This is a genomic window from Burkholderia sp. AU4i (assembly GCF_000466765.1).
Classification (GTDB): domain Bacteria; phylum Pseudomonadota; class Gammaproteobacteria; order Burkholderiales; family Burkholderiaceae; genus Burkholderia; species Burkholderia cepacia.
Genome location: NZ_ASSI01000244.1, coordinates 1 through 18,196 on the forward strand (window position 1 = coordinate 1; position 18,196 = coordinate 18,196).

General features: G+C 66.8%; 18 protein-coding genes. 15 read left to right on the plus strand and 3 right to left on the minus strand.

Features of this window, described 5'->3' with window-relative positions; all coding sequences use genetic code 11:
• Window positions 1-428: hypothetical protein (locus tag L810_RS48795; protein ID WP_218921751.1), on the plus strand; the 428-nt coding region annotated here is incomplete at its 5' end.
• 26 nt (window positions 429-454) lie between these two features.
• Here the strand turns inward: L810_RS48795 and L810_RS38710 are convergent.
• A complete protein-coding gene (locus L810_RS38710) occupies window positions 455-1,102 on the minus strand; it encodes a TetR family transcriptional regulator (RefSeq protein WP_021163589.1) in 648 nt (215 codons plus the stop codon).
• A 150-nt stretch (window positions 1,103-1,252) separates the two neighbouring features.
• Here L810_RS38710 and L810_RS38715 point away from each other — a divergent pair, with 150 nt between their 5' ends.
• The 9 genes from L810_RS38715 (at window position 1,253) to L810_RS38750 (ending at window position 14,165) form a co-directional block, all read left to right on the plus strand.
• Entirely contained in the window at window positions 1,253-2,452 is a 1,200-nt protein-coding gene (locus L810_RS38715; protein WP_021163590.1) for a MexX/AxyX family multidrug efflux RND transporter periplasmic adaptor subunit, read from the plus strand.
• Window positions 2,453-2,472: 20 nt separating this feature from the next.
• On the plus strand, window positions 2,473-5,610 hold the full coding sequence (locus L810_RS38720; RefSeq protein WP_021163591.1) for a multidrug efflux RND transporter permease subunit: 3,138 nt from the start codon (window positions 2,473-2,475) through the stop codon (window positions 5,608-5,610).
• Window positions 5,610-7,070 (plus strand): efflux transporter outer membrane subunit, encoded by a 1,461-nt coding sequence (locus L810_RS38725; protein ID WP_042978053.1) that lies wholly within the window; start codon window positions 5,610-5,612, stop codon window positions 7,068-7,070. Before L810_RS38720 ends, L810_RS38725 begins: the two co-directional genes overlap by 1 nt.
• A 354-nt stretch (window positions 7,071-7,424) precedes the next feature.
• Entirely contained in the window at window positions 7,425-7,619 is a 195-nt protein-coding gene (locus L810_RS47830) for a hypothetical protein (protein ID WP_155836468.1), read from the plus strand.
• 245 nt (window positions 7,620-7,864) lie between these two features.
• Window positions 7,865-8,377 (plus strand): fimbrial protein, encoded by a 513-nt coding sequence (locus L810_RS38730; RefSeq protein ID WP_021163594.1) that lies wholly within the window; start codon window positions 7,865-7,867, stop codon window positions 8,375-8,377.
• 118 nt (window positions 8,378-8,495) lie between these two features.
• Window positions 8,496-10,949: a fimbria/pilus outer membrane usher protein gene (locus L810_RS38735; RefSeq protein WP_021163595.1), complete on the plus strand. Its 2,454-nt coding sequence runs from the start codon at window positions 8,496-8,498 to the stop codon at window positions 10,947-10,949.
• Between the two features lie 16 nt (window positions 10,950-10,965).
• On the plus strand, window positions 10,966-11,712 hold the full coding sequence (locus L810_RS38740) for a fimbrial biogenesis chaperone (RefSeq protein WP_042978055.1): 747 nt from the start codon (window positions 10,966-10,968) through the stop codon (window positions 11,710-11,712).
• Window positions 11,709-12,740, plus strand: a complete 1,032-nt coding sequence (locus L810_RS38745) for a fimbrial protein (RefSeq protein WP_042978050.1) — start codon at window positions 11,709-11,711, stop codon at window positions 12,738-12,740. Before L810_RS38740 ends, L810_RS38745 begins: the two co-directional genes overlap by 4 nt.
• Before the next feature lie 3 nt (window positions 12,741-12,743).
• Window positions 12,744-14,165 (plus strand): calcium-binding protein, encoded by a 1,422-nt coding sequence (locus tag L810_RS38750; RefSeq protein WP_257009034.1) that lies wholly within the window; start codon window positions 12,744-12,746, stop codon window positions 14,163-14,165.
• Window positions 14,166-14,230: 65 nt separating this feature from the next.
• Here L810_RS38750 and L810_RS48605 read toward each other — a convergent pair whose 3' ends face one another.
• Window positions 14,231-14,368, minus strand: coding sequence for an HHHH-motif protein (locus L810_RS48605; protein WP_021163599.1), 138 nt, complete (start codon window positions 14,366-14,368; stop codon window positions 14,231-14,233).
• A 48-nt stretch (window positions 14,369-14,416) separates the two neighbouring features.
• Window positions 14,417-14,671: a hypothetical protein gene (locus L810_RS38755; protein ID WP_021163600.1), complete on the minus strand. Its 255-nt coding sequence runs from the start codon at window positions 14,669-14,671 to the stop codon at window positions 14,417-14,419.
• A 325-nt stretch (window positions 14,672-14,996) separates the two neighbouring features.
• On the opposite strand from L810_RS38755, the gene L810_RS38760 reads away from it, so the two are divergent.
• The 5 genes from L810_RS38760 to L810_RS38780 form a co-directional block, all read left to right on the plus strand.
• Window positions 14,997-15,653 (plus strand): RNA polymerase factor sigma-70, encoded by a 657-nt coding sequence (locus L810_RS38760; RefSeq protein ID WP_021163601.1) that lies wholly within the window; start codon window positions 14,997-14,999, stop codon window positions 15,651-15,653.
• A gap of 108 nt (window positions 15,654-15,761) precedes the next feature.
• A complete protein-coding gene (locus L810_RS38765; RefSeq protein ID WP_021163602.1) occupies window positions 15,762-16,004 on the plus strand; it encodes an MbtH family protein in 243 nt (80 codons plus the stop codon).
• A gap of 45 nt (window positions 16,005-16,049) precedes the next feature.
• Window positions 16,050-17,057, plus strand: a complete 1,008-nt coding sequence (locus L810_RS38770; protein WP_021163603.1) for a TauD/TfdA family dioxygenase — start codon at window positions 16,050-16,052, stop codon at window positions 17,055-17,057.
• The gene (locus L810_RS38775) at window positions 17,057-17,905 is read left to right on the plus strand and encodes an ABC transporter ATP-binding protein (RefSeq protein WP_021163604.1); all 849 of its coding nucleotides are present in this window, start codon (window positions 17,057-17,059) and stop codon (window positions 17,903-17,905) included. The genes L810_RS38770 and L810_RS38775 overlap by 1 nt, the downstream gene beginning before the upstream one ends.
• Window positions 17,902-18,196, plus strand: a 295-nt coding sequence (locus L810_RS38780; protein ID WP_042978051.1) for an iron chelate uptake ABC transporter family permease subunit, incomplete at its 3' end; no start/stop codon positions are given. The genes L810_RS38775 and L810_RS38780, both read left to right, overlap by 4 nt.

Below are 18,196 nucleotides of genomic sequence, written 5' to 3' on the forward strand. Positions count from 1 at the left end.
GCGAGGCCGAGTGCGGCGAGGGCGCCGAGCACGGCGGCCGGCACGAGCGCGCGCACGACGCGCTGCGCGCGGCCGGGCGCGAAAGCATCAGGGGTAGCGGCAGACTTGACCAAGGTGTCCACATCCAGGAAAGCGGTTCAAAAGGGGTGTGGGCAGGGGCCGCCGGCGGCACATCCGTCGGGCAGCGACGGGGGCGGGCGGCGGGCGTGCAACAAAACAGGCCCCGCCAGGGGCCTGTGTCGTTTCCGTTCGACCCAACGCGCGGGGCGGTGCCCGCTTCGAACGGCGGCGTGCATACCGGGTCGAACCCGGTTATCACGAAGACGCTAAAGAAAGATGACAGCGCCAGTCTACCGGTGTTCCGCACAACGTTAAAAATTTTAAAGGGGGTCAGCTCATTCGTTTCGCAGTGCGGTAAATCGGGTTAAATCAGCATTTATTACGACAAATTTCGTCAGTCCGGCAATTTGTGCGTGCGGCCGCGCAGCGCATCGGACGTGCGCACGGTGTCGAAGCCTGCGTCGAGCATGGCCTCGGCGTCGTTCCACAGGTTGCCGCGCAGCCGGTTGGTCCAGATCATCGACGCGAACACGCCTTCGAGCAGCGACACGAGATAGACGGCGGCCAGATGCACGTCGAGATCGGCGGCGAGTTCACCGGCCGCGATCGCGCGGCGCAGCAGCGCCTTCGTGATCCGCAGCATCTGCAATTCGAGCAGCATGCGGCGCCGCTGCAGCGCGCCGTTTTCCTCGCTCTGCTCGCACTTCGTATAGAGGATCACGAGCACGCGCTGCATCGGGCCCGGTTCGCCGCATTCCTGCAGATAGTGCGAGGCGGCGCGCCGCAGCGTGGCGAGCGGCGGCAGCCCGTCGCCCGCGTCGAAGCCTTCCGACGTGCGTGCGAACGCGCGGTCGCACATCGCGAGACACACTTCCATCTTGTTGCGGTAGTGGCCGTAGACGGCGCCGCGCGACATCCCGGCGGCCTCGGCGAGATCCGCCATCGCGGTTTGCGCGACGCCTTTCTCGAGCAGCACGAGTTCGGCGGCGTCGAGGATCCGGTGCTTGATGGCGAGCGATTCTTCGCGGGTCTTGCGGGCCATGTCCTGAAATTCCTTACAGTTCGCTGTCGTTTTATTGAGACAGTGTGCCGGTCAGATTGAAGCGGCGTGTATTTAATCAATCGTGACTGATTATAATCGGCCACCCTGAGCCGCCGCATTGTATCGGCGGCGAACGATCCGAGGTCACATATGAATAACAATCGCTCCCTGTTGCGCCACCGGCTGGCGCCGTTCGCGCTGGCGGCCGTGCTGGCCCTGGCCGGATGTGGAAAGGGCGACAAGGACACCGCGCCGGAGGCCGCGAAACAGGCGACGGTCGTGACGGTGCGTCCGACGGCCGTGCCGATGACCGTCGAATTGCCGGGCCGGCTCGATGCATACCGGCAGGCGGAAGTGCGTGCGCGGGTCGCGGGCATCGTGACCGCACGCACCTACGAGGAAGGCCAGGAAGTGAAGCAGGGCGCGGTGCTGTTCCGCATCGATCCCGCGCCGCTGAAGGCCGCGCGCGACGCCGCGCAGGGGGCGCTCGCGAAGGCGCAGGCCGCCGCGCTCGCGGCGAGCGACAAGCGCCGCCGTTACGACGATCTCGTGCGCGATCGCGCGGTGAGCGAGCGCGACCACACCGAGGCCGTTGCAGGCGACACGCAGGCGAAGGCCGACGTTGCGTCCGCGAAGGCGGAACTCGCACGGGCGCAGTTGCAGCTCGACTATGCAACGGTCACCGCGCCGATCGCGGGCCGCGCACGGCGCGCGCTCGTGACCGAAGGCGCGCTCGTCGGCCAGGACCAGGCGACGCCGCTCACGACCGTCGAGCAGCTCGACCCGATCTACGTGAACTTCTCGCAGCCCGCCGCCGACGTCGACGCGTTGCGCCGGGCGGTGAAGAGCGGGCGCGCGACGGGCATCGCGCAGCACGACATCACGGTGACGCTGCTGCGCGCCGACGGTACCGCGTATCCGCTGAAGGGCAAGCTGCTGTTCAGCGATCTCGCGGTCGATCCGACCACCGACACCGTCGCGATGCGCGCGCTGTTCCCGAATCCGGAGCGCGAACTGCTGCCGGGCGCGTATGTGCGGATCGCGCTCGACACGGCGGTCGACCAGCGGGCGATCCTCGTGCCGCGCGATGCGCTGCTGCGCACGGCCGACCGCACGTCGGTGCGCGTGGTCGGCACGAACGGCAAGGTCAAGGACGTCGAGGTCACGGCCGACCAGATGAGCGGCCGCGACTGGCGCATCACGCGCGGCCTCGCGGGCGGCGAGCGCGTGATCGTCGACGATGCCGCGCAGTTCGCGCCCGATACGGCCGTCAAGCCCGTCGAGAAGGTGCCGCCGTCGAAAGCGGCGCCGGCAGCGACCGCTTCGCAGGCGGCCGCCCGTCAAACCTGACCGGTTAACACCACACCACCATGGCACGTTTCTTCATCGATCGCCCCGTCTTCGCGTGGGTGATCGCAATCTTCATCATGCTGGGCGGCGCATTCGCGATCCGCTCGCTGCCCGTTGCGCAGTACCCGGACATCGCGCCGCCCGTCGTCAGCATCTATGCGACGTACCCGGGTGCATCCGCGCAGGTCGTCGAGGAATCGGTGACCGCGCTGATCGAGCGCGAAATGAACGGCGCGCCGGGGCTGATGTATACGTCCGCGACGAGCAGCGCCGGCGCGGCGTCGCTGTACCTGACGTTCAAGCAGGGCGTCAACGCCGATCTCGCGGCCGTCGAAGTGCAGAACCGGCTGAAGACGGTCGATGCGCGGCTGCCGGAACCGGTGCGGCGCGACGGCATCCAGGTCGAGAAGGCCGCCGACAACATCCAGCTCGTGGTGTCGCTGACATCCGACGACGGGCGGATGACCGACGTGCAGCTCGGCGAATATGCGTCGGCGAACGTCGTGCAGGCGCTGCGCCGTGTCGACGGCGTCGGCCGGGTGCAGTTCTGGGGCGCCGAATATGCGATGCGGATCTGGCCCGACCCGGTGAAGATGGCCGGGCACGGCCTCACCGCGTCGGATATCGCGTCGGCGGTGCGCGCGCACAACGCACGCGTGACGATCGGCGACATCGGCCGCGCCGCGGTGCCGGCCAGCGCACCGATCGCGGCGACCGTGTTCGCCGATGCGCCGCTGAAGACGCCGGCCGAGTTCGGCGCGATCGCGCTGCGCACGCAGGCCGACGGCTCCGCGCTGTATCTGCGCGACGTCGCGCGCGTCGAGTTCGGCGGCAACGACTACAACTACCCGTCGTACGTGAACGGCAAGGTCGCGACCGGGATGGGCATCAAGCTCGCGCCGGGCTCGAACGCGGTATCCACCGAGAAACGCGTGCGCGCGACGATGGACGAGCTGTCCGCGTATTTCCCGCCGGGCGTGAAGTACCAGATCCCGTACGAGACGTCGTCGTTCGTGCGCGTGTCGATGAACAAGGTCGTCACGACGCTGATCGAGGCCGGCGTGCTCGTGTTCCTCGTGATGTTCCTGTTCATGCAGAACCTGCGCGCGACGCTGATCCCGACGCTCGTCGTGCCGGTCGCGCTCGCGGGCACGTTCGGCGTGATGTATGCGGCCGGTTTCTCGATCAACGTGCTGACGATGTTCGGGATGGTGCTCGCGATCGGCATCCTCGTCGACGACGCGATCGTCGTGGTCGAGAACGTCGAGCGGCTGATGGTCGAGGAGGGGCTCGGGCCGTACGACGCGACCGTCAAGGCGATGAAGCAGATCAGCGGCGCGATCGTCGGGATCACCGTGGTGCTGACGTCGGTGTTCGTGCCGATGGCGTTCTTCGGCGGCGCGGTGGGCAACATCTACCGGCAGTTCGCGCTGTCGCTCGCGGTGTCGATCGGTTTCTCGGCCTTCCTTGCGCTGTCGCTCACGCCCGCGCTGTGCGCGACGCTGCTCAGGCCCGTGTCCGGCGAACATCACGAGAAGCGCGGCTTCTTCGGCTGGTTCAACCGCTTCGTCGCGCGTTCGACGCAGCGCTACGCGATACGCGTGGGCAAGATGCTGAAGAAGCCGCTGCGCTGGCTCGTCGTGTACGGCGCGTTGACCGCGGCCGCGGGGCTGATGCTCACGCAACTGCCGACCGCGTTCCTGCCGGACGAGGACCAGGGCAACTTCATGGTGATGGTGATCCGGCCGCAAGGCACGCCGCTCGCGGAAACGATGCAGAGCGTGCGGGAAGTCGAGTCGGCCATCCGCCGTGACGAGCCGACCGCCTATACGTATGCGCTCGGCGGCTTCAACCTGTACGGCGAAGGGCCAAACGGTGGGATGATCTTCGTCACGCTGAAGAACTGGAAGGAGCGCAAGGCCGCGGACGCGCACGTGCAGGCAATCGTCGCGCGCATCAACGAGCGCTTCGCGGGCACGCCGAACACGACGGTGTTCGCGATGAACTCGCCGGCGCTGCCCGATCTCGGTTCGTCGAGCGGTTTCGACTTCCGGCTGCAGAACCGCGGTGGACTCGACTACGCGACGTTCAGCGCCGCGCGCGAGCAGCTGCTCGAGGCGGGCCGCAAGGATCCCGCGTTGACCGACCTGATGTTCGCCGGCACGCAGGACGCGCCGCAGCTGAAGCTCGACATCGATCGCGCGAAGGCGTCCGCGCTCGGCGTGTCCATGGACGAGATCAACACGACGCTCGCGGTGATGTTCGGCTCCGACTATATCGGCGATTTCATGCACGGCACGCAGGTGCGGCGCGTGATCGTGCAGGCCGACGGGCTGCACCGGCTCGATCCGGACGACGTGAAGAAGCTGCGCGTGCGCAACTCGCATGGCGAGATGGTGCCGCTCGCGGCGTTCACGACGCTGCACTGGACGCTCGGCCCGCCGCAGCTCACGCGCTACAACGGCTTTCCGTCGTTCACGATCAACGGCTCGGCCGCGCAGGGCCACAGCAGCGGCGAGGCGATGGCCGCGATCGAGCAACTCGCGGCGAAGCTGCCGGCCGGTACCGGCCATGCGTGGTCGGGGCAATCGTTCGAGGAACGGCTGTCGGGCGCGCAGGCGCCGATGCTGTTCGCGCTGTCGGTGCTCGTCGTGTTCCTCGCGCTCGCGGCGCTCTACGAGAGCTGGTCGATTCCGTTCGCGGTGATGCTGGTCGTGCCGCTCGGCGTGATCGGCGCGGTGCTCGGCGTCACGCTGCGGATGATGCCGAACGACATCTACTTCAAGGTGGGGCTGATCGCGACGATCGGATTGTCCGCGAAGAACGCGATCCTGATCGTCGAAGTCGCGAAGGACCTGGTCGCGCAGCGCATGTCGCTCGTCGACGCCGCGCTCGAGGCCGCGCGCCTGCGGCTGCGGCCGATCGTGATGACGTCGCTCGCGTTCGGCGTCGGCGTGCTGCCGCTCGCGTTCGCGTCGGGCGCCGCGTCCGGCGCGCAGATGGCGATCGGCACCGGCGTGCTCGGCGGCGTGATCACGGCGACCGTGCTCGCGGTGTTCCTCGTTCCGCTGTTTTTCGTGATCGTCGGCCGCCTGTTCGACGTCGGCCCGCGCCGGCGCGGCGGAGCGCAGCCGGCGGCGATGGAGGGTTCTCAATGATGTTTGCGCTGAATGCACAGGCAGCGCTGCGGGTTCAGGTTGCGCTGGCCGCCGCGCTTGCGCTGGCCGGCTGCACGCTCGCACCGCGTTACGAGCGGCCGGCGGCGCCCGTGCCGGCGACCTATGCGCCGGTCGACGGCGAAGCCGCGCCCACGGCGGCCGCGGCATCGCCCGCCGATGCCGCGCTGCTCGACGACTGGCGCGCGTACTTCACCGATGCCGCGCTGCAGGCGTGGATCGACGCGGCGCTCGCGAACAACCGCGACCTGCGGGTCGCCGCCGGCCGGCTCGAGGAAGCGCGCGCACTGTACGGCGTGCAGCGCGCGGACCTGATGCCGTCGGTCGATGCGAATCTGGGTTATGAGCGTGCGCGCCAGTACGACCCGGTCGTGCGCGAAAGCGCGATCAGCGGGCTGTATCGTGCGGGCGTCGGCATCAGCGCATACGAGCTCGACCTGTTCGGCCGCGTGCGCAGCCTGTCCGACGCGGCGCTCGCCGAGTATTTCGCGACGGCCGACGCGCAACGCACGGTGCGCATCGGCGTGATCGCCGACGTGGCGGGCGCGTACGTGTCGGAGCGCTCGCTGCACGAGCAGCTCGCGCTCGCGCAGCGCACGCTGGACGCGCGCGAACGCATGGCCGCGCTCACGCAGCGTCGTTATGCGGCCGGCACGAGCGACGCGATCGAGCTGCGCTCGGCCGAGATGCTGGTGGCATCCGCGCGCGCATCGCAGGCCGCGCTGCAGCGCGAGCATGCGCAGTCGGTGCGGGCGCTGCAGTTGCTCGCGGGCGACTTCGCGCGCAACGTGCCGGGCGACACGACCGCGCTCGACACGCTGTCGATCGCGCCCGTGGCGCCCGGCGCACCGAGTGCGCTGCTCGAACGGCGGCCGGACATCCGGCAGGCGGAAGCGCGGCTCAAGGCCGCCAACGCGCAGATCGGCGCCGCGCGCGCGGCGTTCTTTCCGCGCATCACGCTGACGAGCGACTACGGCTCGGTCAGCGATGCATTCTCGAGCCTGTTTGCCGGCGGCACCAGCGTGTGGACGTTCGCGCCGCGCATCACGTTGCCGATCTTCGCGGGCGGACGCAACCGCGCGAACCTCGACGTCGCGAACGCGCGCAAGCACATCGCGGTTGCCGATTACGAGAAGACGGTGCAAACCGCGTTCCGCGAAGTGGCCGACGCATTCGCCGCGCGCGACTGGATCGATCGCCAGCTTGCCGCTCAGCAAGACGTGTATGCGGCCGACGGCGCGCGGCTGAAGCTCGCGGAACGCCGCTACGCGGGCGGCGTTGCGACGTATCTCGAACTCCTCGACGCGCAGCGCAGCACGTACGAGTCGGGGCAGGAACTGATCCGGCTCAAGCAGCTGAGGCTCGCGAATGCGATCGCGCTGTATCGCGCGCTCGGCGGCGGCTGGTCGCCGGCGTCGGCGGAGGCCACGGCTTCCGCGTAGTGCCCGTCGCCCGACGCCGCAGCGCGTCGGGCGGCATGACGGCGGCGGTACGTTTCGACGTGCCGCCGCCGCTTCCCTCGATCCATACCGCTGGTTCCAGCGATTTCTTTCCCCATCGACAGGCCGGCCGGAACAGCCGTCATCTTGCGACCGCGCGTGTCGCAATTCCGCGCAAACGTGTGCGGGTCATTTTGCCTTCTTTCTCCCATGCGACGAGGCTCCGATATCGGGTTCCGGCGGCCGCTCATGCGTGCGATTTGCAATCCGGAATTGAAGATCGAATTAACCATATATCGGAAATAATGAGGGCGGCAAAGTGTCGCGGTAAAACGTTTGTATTCATGTCGCAATCGTTTGCGCGAAAAAATTGTATTGATTGAATCGCCGGTTAATTTCCTGTTTGTTGAAAATGATTTGATATTGGCGTTGTCGCCGGGCAACGATGGCGGCTCTGGACAATGTTTTGTCCTTTTCGCGGATGATTTGCCGGAACCAATGCCGGCAAGGGTGAGCGGGGTAGTTTCGGCTGCTGATCGGAAATATCCTTAATCTTCAATTGCTTCCGGAGAATAAAAAAGGACTGCGGATAAAAATTTCAGGATTGAGAATTGACAGGAAATAGTGAGGATTTGGAGGGGTAAATCGGACATTGTCAGATGCATTTGACAATGATTTACAGAAAACTTTCATGATTATCTCGATAATGCCGCCTCGTGACGGACGGGAGCCACCACGCGCTGCCGTTTGTATCCGCCACGTCATCTATTCCATTTGCAGTCCTTTCGGGAAACGTCATGAAAAAATCCATCCTGACCGCTGTCGCATTCGCGGCCCTGTCGACCTCGGCCTTCGCAGCGGGCACCGGCACGATCAACTTCACGGGCGAGATCGTCGCGGGCGCATGCGGCATCGATTCGGGTTCGGTCAACCAGACCGTGAACCTCGGCAAGGTGCCGACCAACGTGTTCAAGCAGGCTGGCGACAAGTCCACGCCGACCAACTTCGACATCAAGCTGACCGACTGCGACACGAGCGTCGCGCAGAACGCGTACTTCACGTTCACGGGCACGTCGAGCGCGGGCCAGCCGAAGCTGCTCGCCACGATCGGTTCGGCAACCAACGTCGGCATCCGCCTGCAGGCAGCATCGGGTGAATACCTCGACAACGGCGCCGAGCAGAAGGCACCGACCGTGCTGCAAAACGGCACGAACGTCGCGCGCTTCGCGGCCATGTACGAAGCGACCGCAGCCGGCGTGACGCCGGGTACCGCCGAAGGCGTGGCGAACTTCACCGTCCGCTACCAGTAAGCCGCCGTACCGGGGAAGGGTGCGCGCACCCTTCCTCGTTCGTTTTTCCTCATTTCCCCCTTCGTTCGACTTCCGGTAGCGCCGCGTGCGAATCAGACATTCCTTCCTTTGCGTCTCCGTGCTGGTTGTCGGCAGCCAGAGCCATGCGACGGAATTCAATTCGTCGTTCCTGAACATCGACGGCTCGAACAACGTCGATCTGTCGCAGTTCTCGCAGGCGGACTTCACGCTGCCCGGCGAGTACATGCTCGACGTACAGGTCAACGACCTGTTCTACGGGCTGCAGGCGATCGAGTTCATCGCCGTCGACGCGTCGGGAGCGGGCAAACCGTGCCTGCGCCCGGAACTCGTCGCGCAGTTCGGGCTGAAGCCGTCGCTCGCGAAGGACCTGCCGCGCTTCCAGGGCGGACGTTGCGTCGATCTCGGCGCGATCGAGGGGGCGACCGTGCGCTACCTGAAAAGCGACGGGCGGCTCAAGATCACGATTCCGCAGGCTGCGCTCGAGTTCAGCGATACGACCTACCTGCCGCCGGAGCGCTGGTCGGAAGGGATCCCCGGCGCGATGCTCGACTATCGCGTGATCGCGAACACGAACCGCAACTTCGGCACGGGTGGCGGGCAAACGAATTCGATCCAGGCCTACGGGACGGTTGGCGCGAACTGGGATGCATGGCGCTTTCGCGGCGACTACCAGGCGCAATCGAACGTGGGCAATACGGCCTACGCGGACCGCACGTTCCGCTTCAGCCGGCTTTATGCGTTTCGCGCGCTGCCGTCGATCCAGTCGACGGTGACGTTCGGCGACGACTACCTGACGTCCGACATTTTCGACACGTTCGCGCTGACGGGCGCGTCGATCCGCAGCGACGACCGCATGCTGCCGCCTTCGCTGCGCGGCTATGCGCCGCTGATCTCGGGCGTCGCGCGCACCAACGCGACCGTGACCGTGTCCCAGGCGGGCCGCGTGTTGTACGTGACGCGCGTGTCGCCGGGCGCCTTCGCGCTGCAGAACATCAATACGAGCGTGCAGGGCACGCTCGACGTCGCAGTCGAGGAAGAGGACGGCAGCGTGCAGCGCTTCCAGGTGACGACGGCCGCCGTGCCGTTCCTCGCGCGCGCCGGGCAATTGCGCTACAAGGCCGCCGTCGGCAAGCCGCGGCTCTTTGGCGGCGCCGGCATCACGCCGTTCTTCGGCTTCGGCGAAATCGCCTACGGCCTGCCGTTCGACGTCACCGCGTACGGCGGTTTCATCGCCGCGTCGGGCTACACGTCGATCGCGCTCGGCGTGGGCCGCGACTTCGGCGCGTTCGGCGCGCTGTCGGCCGACGTCACGCATGCGCGGGCACGCCTGTGGTGGAGCGGCGCGACGCGCAACGGCAACTCGTACCGCATCAACTATTCGAAGCACTTCGACGGGCTCGATGCCGACGTGCGTTTCTTCGGCTATCGCTTCTCCGAGCGCGAATACACGAACTTCGCGCAGTTCTCGGGCGACCCGACCGCGTACGGCCTCGCCAACAGCAAGCAGCGCTACTCGGCGACGCTGTCGAAGCGTTTCGGCGACACGTCGACCTATTTCTCGTACGACCAGACGACCTACTGGGAACGTGCGAACGAGCAGCGCGTCGGCCTCACGCTGACGCGCGCGTTCTCGATCGGCACGCTGCGCAACCTGAACGTGAGCGTATCGGCCTTCCGCACGCAGAGCGCCGGTGCAAGCGGCAACCAGGTCTCGGTTACCGCGACGCTGCCGATCGGCGGCCGCCACACCGTCACGTCGAACCTGACGACGGGCAGCGGCAGCACGAGCGTGAACGCCGGTTATATCTACGACGATCCGGATGGCCGCACCTATCAGGTCAACGCGGGCGCGACCGATGGACGGGCGTCGGCGAACGCGAGCTACCGCCAGCGCTCGTCGGCGTATCAGCTGACCGCGCAGGCGTCGACGCTCGCCAATGCGTATGCGGCCGCGTCGCTGGAAGTCGACGGCTCATTCGTCGCGACGCAATACGGCGTCGCGGCGCACGCGAACGGCAACGCGGGCGACACGCGGTTGCTGGTGTCGACCGACGGCGTGCCCGACGTGCCGCTGTCCGGCACGCTCTCGCATACCGATTCGCGCGGTTATACGGTGCTCGACGGCATCTCGCCGTACAACGTCTACGACGCGACGGTCAACGTCGAGAAGCTGCCGCTCGAGGTGCAGGTGTCGAACCCGATCCAGCGCATGGTGCTGACCGACGGCGCGATCGGCTTCGTGAAGTTCTCCGCCGCGCGCGGCAGCAACCTGTACCTGACGCTGACCGACCCGGCCGGCAAGCCGCTGCCGTTCGGTGCGTCGGTGCAGGACATGGCGAACGGCAAGGAACTCGGCATCGTCGGCGAGGGCGGCGCGGCGTTCCTGACCCAGGTTCAACCGAAATCCACGCTGGCGGTGCGCGCGGGCGAACGCACGCTCTGCACGATCGACACGCTGCCGAACCAGCTCCAACTCGAAGGCACGCCGATTCCGGTGACGTGCCAGACGCCCGGCGAGTCGCATGCAGCGGCCGCACGGGTCGAACGATGAATTCACGGATCCAGCGATGAAAAACTCCTTCTCCCTTTCCTTTCCGCGGCGCGCATGGTGCGCACTCGCGACCGCCGGTGCGCTCCTCGCGGGCGCCGCGCAGGCGGCGATCGTGCCCGATCGCACGCGCGTGATCTTCAACGAAGGCGAACAGGCGGCGGTCGTCACGATCACCAACAAGAGCACGACCTACCCGTATCTCGTGCAGTCGTGGCTCGAGGACGCGAAGGGCAACAAGATCACGTCGCCGCTGATGGTCGTGCCGCCGCTGCAGCGCGTCGAGGCGAACGAGCGCAACGTGCTGCGGATCGCGAAGCTGCCGGGCACCGAGCTGCCGGCCGATCGCGAATCGGTGTTCTACCTGAACATCCGCGAAGTGCCGCCGAAGACCGATACGCCGAACACGCTGCAGATCGCGCTGCATACGCAGATGAAGCTGTTCTACCGGCCGAAGGCCGTGCAGCCCGCGCGCGACGAGGACTGGACGCTGCCGATGACGTTGCGCGTCGATGCGGCCGCGCACAAGCTCGTGTTCGACAATCCGACGCCGTATCACATCACGATCGTCGACGTGGCGTCGGGTGCGCAGAAGACGCACGTGCCGCTGGAGCCGGTGATGGTCAGCCCGATGAGCACGGCCGACGTGCCGTTCAAGGCCGCGACGCCCGCGACGCTGTTCGTCACGCACATCGACGATTACGGCGGCCAGGTGGCGGTCGAGTATGCGTGCGAGGCAGGGGCGTGCAAGAGCGTGAAGAAATGAGCAGCCTGCGACGAAACGGGATCGCATTGCGAACGCCGATGTGGCTCAGGTGGTGTGTGCTCGGACTGTTCTTTGCGCTGGCGCAGCCGGCGTGGGCAGTGCGCTGCATCGCAAACAACGGCGGTGTGTCGCTGACGGAAGCGATCGGCAATGTTGCGTCGTATCCGACCGATGCGCCGGATGGGTACGTGATCTGGGTGTCGCCGCCGCGCACGACGACGGGATACTGCTACAAGGATCTCGGCGGCAGAGAGAAGACGTACGGTGAATGGATCTATTTCTATGCGAACCCTGAAAAGCAGACCCCGGCTGCGTGGGGTCTCGAAATCGGCATTCGCTATCTTGGTCAAGATTACTTCGGCCGCAGCAGTCAGCCCGGAGATGGCGTACAGACGAAAACCTATGTGGAGGAATGTACGTTGAGCGACGCGGAGGTCAAGGCCGGGCGTTGCGAGAAGTTTCCGCTGAGCATCACCTATCAGGTCGTGGTGCGCAAGCGCGGCAACTGGTCGCAGCCGCCATCCGATATCTATGCGGTGTTCCAGTTCGATGGCAGGGGCGGTCTGAACTACATCAATCCGAGCTTTCGCTACAAGCTGAGCGGCCTGCAGAAACTGAAACCGACGCCTTGTCTCGTCGATGTGAAGGTCACGCCTGAACCCGGCATCGTGAAGTTCGGCCAGGTTCAGGCCACGGGCAATGGTTTCTTGCCAGCCGTGCCGCGCAAGTCGTTCAGTCTCGCGCTGACCAAGCAATGCAACGTGCCGGTGCGTGTGGACGGCTACTTCGAGACTTCGCAGACGGTGCAGAACGGGCTGCTCGTGCCGGATCCGAAGAGCAACTTCGGCATCGGCATCGAGGACCGAAACGGCAAGGCGATTGCGTTCAACGAACAGTTCGTGCTCGCCCAGATGCCGGGAAATGTGAACTACCAGAGCGTGACGCTCGATGCCGTTCTGAAGGCGTTCGGGCCGCCGAAGATCGGTCCGTTCAACGGCACGGCGACGATTCGGTTGTTTATCTACTGACGCATGCGAGCGCGGCCCGAGCGGATATCTGCCGTGCAAGGCGGGCCGATGGCCGAGCGTCTTTTTCCGGGGGAGATGGAAATGCATCTGAAGGGCACCATGGCAGCGACACTGTTCGTTGCTTCGACGGTGGGCGCAGCTCACGCACAGACGGTATCGGCGGGTGGTTATTCGCTGACCGTGATCGGTGACCTGGGTGGTCCGCGCGACATGCGGTACGACGGGAATGCCGTCAGCGCGGACGGCAAGACGATCATCGGCTCCTACTGGAGCGACGCGCAGCCCGGTAACTCGATGGCCTTCTCGTGGTCGGCTGCGACGGGCTGGCAGCGGCTGGCCGCGCCGGCGAACGCCTATGACTCGATGGCACAAACGGTGTCGGGCGACGGGCAGGTGATCGGCGGCTCGATCAGTGCGCGCCAGGCGGAAAGCAGCAACCTCGATCGATGGGCGGTGCGATGGCCCGGCGACGGTCGCACACAGAAACTCGTTCCGGATACGGCGGGCCGGGGTGCATCGGTCGAAGTCGCGAACCTCGGCGGCACGAGGATGGCGGGCCGCTTTACGACGACAGACGGCCAGAATGCACGGTTCGTGTGGGACCAGCCGAGGGGTTTTCGCCAGTTGCCACCCGGCGGCGACTATATCGCGCATCTCCTGTCGATGACCTCGTCCGGGAATGCAGCAGCGGGGTTCGCCGGCAATGTCGACGGCGTGTATGGCTCGCGTGCGCTCCTTTGGACAGAACGAATCGGTGAACGACTATTGCCGACGATCAACGCGGGCGTGGCGAGAATGGATCAGGCCCGTGGTGTGACCGAAGACGAACGGACGATCGCCGGCGCGCTTGGCACCCTGGTGGTCACGCCGGATGGACAACGGGTCGACTCGGAGGCCGTGCTGTGGACGAACGGCGGCGACAGCATCCAGCGGCTCGGTTTTCTCGACGGCGACGACAGTAGCTACGCGTTATCGATCAGCACGGACGGGCGGGTCGTCATCGGCACATCGAGCAACCGGCAGACCGGTATCGAGCGCGTCTTCGTGTGGACGCCGCAAAGCGGCATGCGCAGCCTCGTTGCGTTGCTCGAAGCGGCCGGCCTGTCGGTCGGCACGCTGAACCTGGCCAACGTGATCGGCGTGAGCCCCGACGGGCAGACCATCACGGGGCAGGGTTATCGCGACGGCGATCCCGACTATCGGCCGCAGTTCTGGCAAGTGCACATCGATGCGGCGACCCTGCGTGCGTTGCAGCCGGCGAGCCCGGGCGCCGACGCATTGCGGGTGCGGGCTTCGTCGCGCAAGGCGGCGTCACGCATGCTGGTAGCGAAGCCGGACGCCGCGATGCAGCGAGGTGCCTGCCGCATGCCCGTCAGCCCGGCGCAGCTCGCGCGATGCCTGCCGCGGTTGCCGGCCGCACGCTGACGAGCGTGGTCGCACGCAGGTGAAGCGATGAAACAAGGCGCCGGTTTTCCGGCGCCTTGTTTCGTTTACCGCACCCAGCGACACATCCTGTGATGGTGATGGTCGAAGTGGCACACGCGGTGCGGATGCGCTTCGGCGATGGCCGGCACGAGCACGGCGGCGGCAAGCGCCGCGACGGCGAGCGATTTCAGTAGCGTTTTCATGTTGCAGTCCTGATCGTTGAAAAGTGAATCACGGGAAGCGGGAACGCCTTACCACTGCGGCCGCTGATCGTCGCGTCGGTCGTCCCGGCGGTCATCGCGTCGGTCGTCCCGGCGGTCGTCATATCCGCGGGGATGCTGCGCTTCCCAGTCGCGGCGCTCCCAGTAGCGATTGCCGTCCCAGTAACGATCGCCATGCCAGCCGATCGTGACCTGAGCCGGGCCGGCAGGATAGGCAACGCACCCGGTCAGCATCACGCTCGACAGCGCGCCAGCCATGACAGCGGACAACACGATGGATTTCATGGTTTTCTCCCTTGGAAACAGCCCCCCGATCGTACGAGCCCCCAAAATTTCACGTAGTAAGAAGTTGCTACCGCACATGACACGTGCAGGCGCGTTGTCAGACGCGTGAAAGGTCGTGTCGGCGGGTCGCAGGCCGGTCGCACCGTTCGGACGGGCCGATGACCACATACCGAACCAGCCGACGTGCGTCCCCTCCACGCGGGCAACGATTTCGTCAATTGTTCAGACAAATCCTGTCGACTGAAAGGGTCATTGGGTAATCAGATTGAGAATGATTTGCGTTTACGTTAAATTGCGCTATCTCGGAATTTGACGGAGCAGATCGATGGCGATGGCGGAAGTGCTCGACCGACCGGCGGCGGCAGCGGCGAACCCGTTCCTCGGCAGTCATCCCGACCGGCCGCCGCGTGCGCGCCGCGCCACGGAGCCCCGTGCGCACGGCGCATTGCTCGACGTGCTGATCTCGCATCGCGCGATGCTCGTGAACGTCGCGCGCGGCTTCGTCGGCTGTGCGAGCCGTGCCGAGGACGTCGTGCACGACGTGTTCGTGAAGCTAGTCGAATTCCCGAACCAGGATGCGGTACGCCAGCCGGTCGCGTACGTGACGCGGATGGTGCGCAATGCGTCGATCGACGCGTGCCGCCGGCAAAACCTCGAGAACGTCTATCACACGGAAGAGGACGACGGTTTCGACGTGCCGTCGCCCGAGCCGACGCCGGAAGCCGCACTGCTGACGCGCGATACGCTGCGGCGCGTGTGGGCCGCGCTCGACGACCTGCCGGCGCGCAGCCGCGCGGCCTTCGAGATGGTGCGGCTGCGCGAGGAGACGCTGCAGACCGCGGCGCGCGCGCTGAACGTGTCGCAGACGCTCGTGCATTTCATGGTGCGCGACGCGGAGCGCCACTGCGCGGAATGCCTCGACGCATGCCATCGCGGTGTCGCGTGCCCGGTGTTCCTGGGCGGCCGCACGCGGCGCCGGTGAGCGCGGGTAAAAAACCGCGCCGGCCAATCGTCTATCAGACAGGAGCGGCCGAAACCGCCGCTTTGCCATCCGCTTTGCCACTTTCAACCGCCTCAGCGATTTCCGATCATGACGCAAGCCACGACGCCTTCCGCCGACACCGACGATCTCGTCTATACGGTCGTCATCAATGACGAAGAACAGTATTCGATCTGGCCGACGTTCCGGCCCGTGCCGGCCGGCTGGCGCGAAGTGGGCGTGAGCGGCCCGAAAGCCGACTGTCTCGCGCACATCGAGACCGTCTGGACCGACATGCGCCCCGCGAGCCTGCGCCGCGCGATGGACGGCGAGCGCGCATCGCGCGCGTCGTGACCCGCCGCGCCGCGTGTGCGGCGCGCCACCTGAAGAGGACGTTGCATGACCCTGCTTTCGTTGCCGACGCTCGACGACCTGCGTATCGAGCCGGGGCTGCCCACCGTCGTGTCGCCGCGCGGCAGCGACGGGATGTCGATCGACGACGTCGCGCCGCTGGCGCGCGAGATCGCGGCCGACACGCTCGAACGGGCGGGCGGTGTGCTGTTCACGGGTTTTCACGTGCCGTCGATCGACGCGTTCCAGCAGTTCGCGGCGTCGTTCGGCGATCCGCTGATCGGCTATGAATACGCATCGACACCGCGCAGCCAGGTCGAGGGCGCCGTCTACACGTCGACCGAGTACCCGCCGCACCGCGCGATTCCGCTGCACAACGAGCAGTCGTATACGCGCGAATGGCCGTTGCGGATCTGGTTCCACTGCGCGCTCGCCGCGCCGAAGGGCGGGGCGACGCCGATCGCGGACAGCCGCGCGGTGTATCGCGCGCTCGATCCGGCGCTCGTCGCGCGTTTCGAGAAGCGCGAGCTGCTGTACGTGCGCAATTTCGGGCAGGGGCTCGACCTGCCGTGGCAGCAGTCGTTCGGCACCGACGAACCGGCCGAGGTCGAACGGATGTGCGCGGCGCGCGGCATCGAATGCGCGTGGCGCACCGATGACGACGGCGAGCTGCTGCTGCGCACGCGCGAACGCTGCCAGGCCGTCGCGCGCCATCCGCGCACCGGCGACCGCGTGTGGTTCAACCAGGCGAACCTGTTTCACCTGTCGGCGCTCGACGACGACATGCAGGAAGCGCTCGTCGACGCGGTCGGGCTCGAGAACGTACCGCGCAACGTGTATTACGGCGACGGCGAACCGCTCGAAGCCGACGCGCTCGCGGAGATCCGCGGCGTGCTCGACCAGCAGCGCATCGTGTTCCCGTGGCGCACGGGCGACGTGCTGATGCTCGACAACATGCTGACCGCGCATGCGCGCGACCCGTTCGAGGGGCCGCGCAAGGTCGTCGTCGCGATGGCGCAGAGTTATACGGTCCCGCGCGACCGAACGGAGGATTGATGACGCGTAGTACCGCCGCGCTTGCCGCGCGCGGGCTGTCGGTGGGATATCGCGACCATGTTGTGATCGACGGGCTGGACCTGTCGATCGCGGCCGGCCGCGTAACCGCGCTGTGCGGACCGAACGGCTGCGGCAAGAGCACGCTGCTGCGCACGCTCGCGGGCTTGCAGCCCGCGCGTGCCGGCCATGTCGAAGTGAACGGGCAGCCGCTCGCGTCGTTTCGCCGTCGCGCGCTCGCGCGCGAACTGACGATGCTCGCGCAGTTCAACCAGATTCCGTCGGGCCTGACGGTGCGCGAACTCGTCGCGTACGGGCGCTATGCGTACGGCGGCTTCCTGCGCGGCCTGTCGCGCGCCGATCATGCGGCGATCGACGAGGCGCTCGACACGAGCGGCCTCGCCGGCGATGCGGAGCGCGACGTCGGCGCACTGTCGGGCGGCGAGCGCCAGCGTGCGTGGATCGCGATGGCGCTCGCCCAGCAGGCGCCGGTCGTGCTGCTGGACGAGCCGACGACCTATCTCGACATCCATCACCAGCTCGACATCCTCGATGCGCTGCGCACGCTGAACCGCACGCGCGGGCTGACGATCGTCTGGGTGCTGCACGACCTGAACCAGGCGGCCGCATACAGCGACGAAATCGTGCTGATGCGCGCGGGCCGCCTCGTCGCGCAGGGCACGCCCGACGCGATGCTCGATCCGGCGCGGCTGCGCGCGGCGTTCGGCGTCGAGATGCTGAAGCTCGCGCATCCGCAGACGGGCGCGCCGATGTGCGTGCCGGCCTACGGGCCGGCCACCGACGGCGCGCCGCAGGCGGCCGGTGTCTTCGACCGGGATCTCGCCGTATGACCACGTTCGCGATGCGCAAGCGCCTCGCGGCGGCGGGGCGGGGTACGAGACCGGGCCGGGCCGGTGCGATCGCGATCGGCATCGTCGCGCTGATCGCGGCACTGGCGGCGTTGCGCGTCGCCCCCGATCTGCGCGTGTGGTGGAGCGCGGTGCCCGGCAGCGATGCCGCTGCGCTCGCGCACGTGTTCCTGTTCGACCTCAACCTGCCGCGTGTCACGGCCGCGCTCGTCGCGGGCGGCTGCCTCGGCATCGCGGGCGCGCTGTTCCAGTCGCTCACGCGCAATCCGCTCG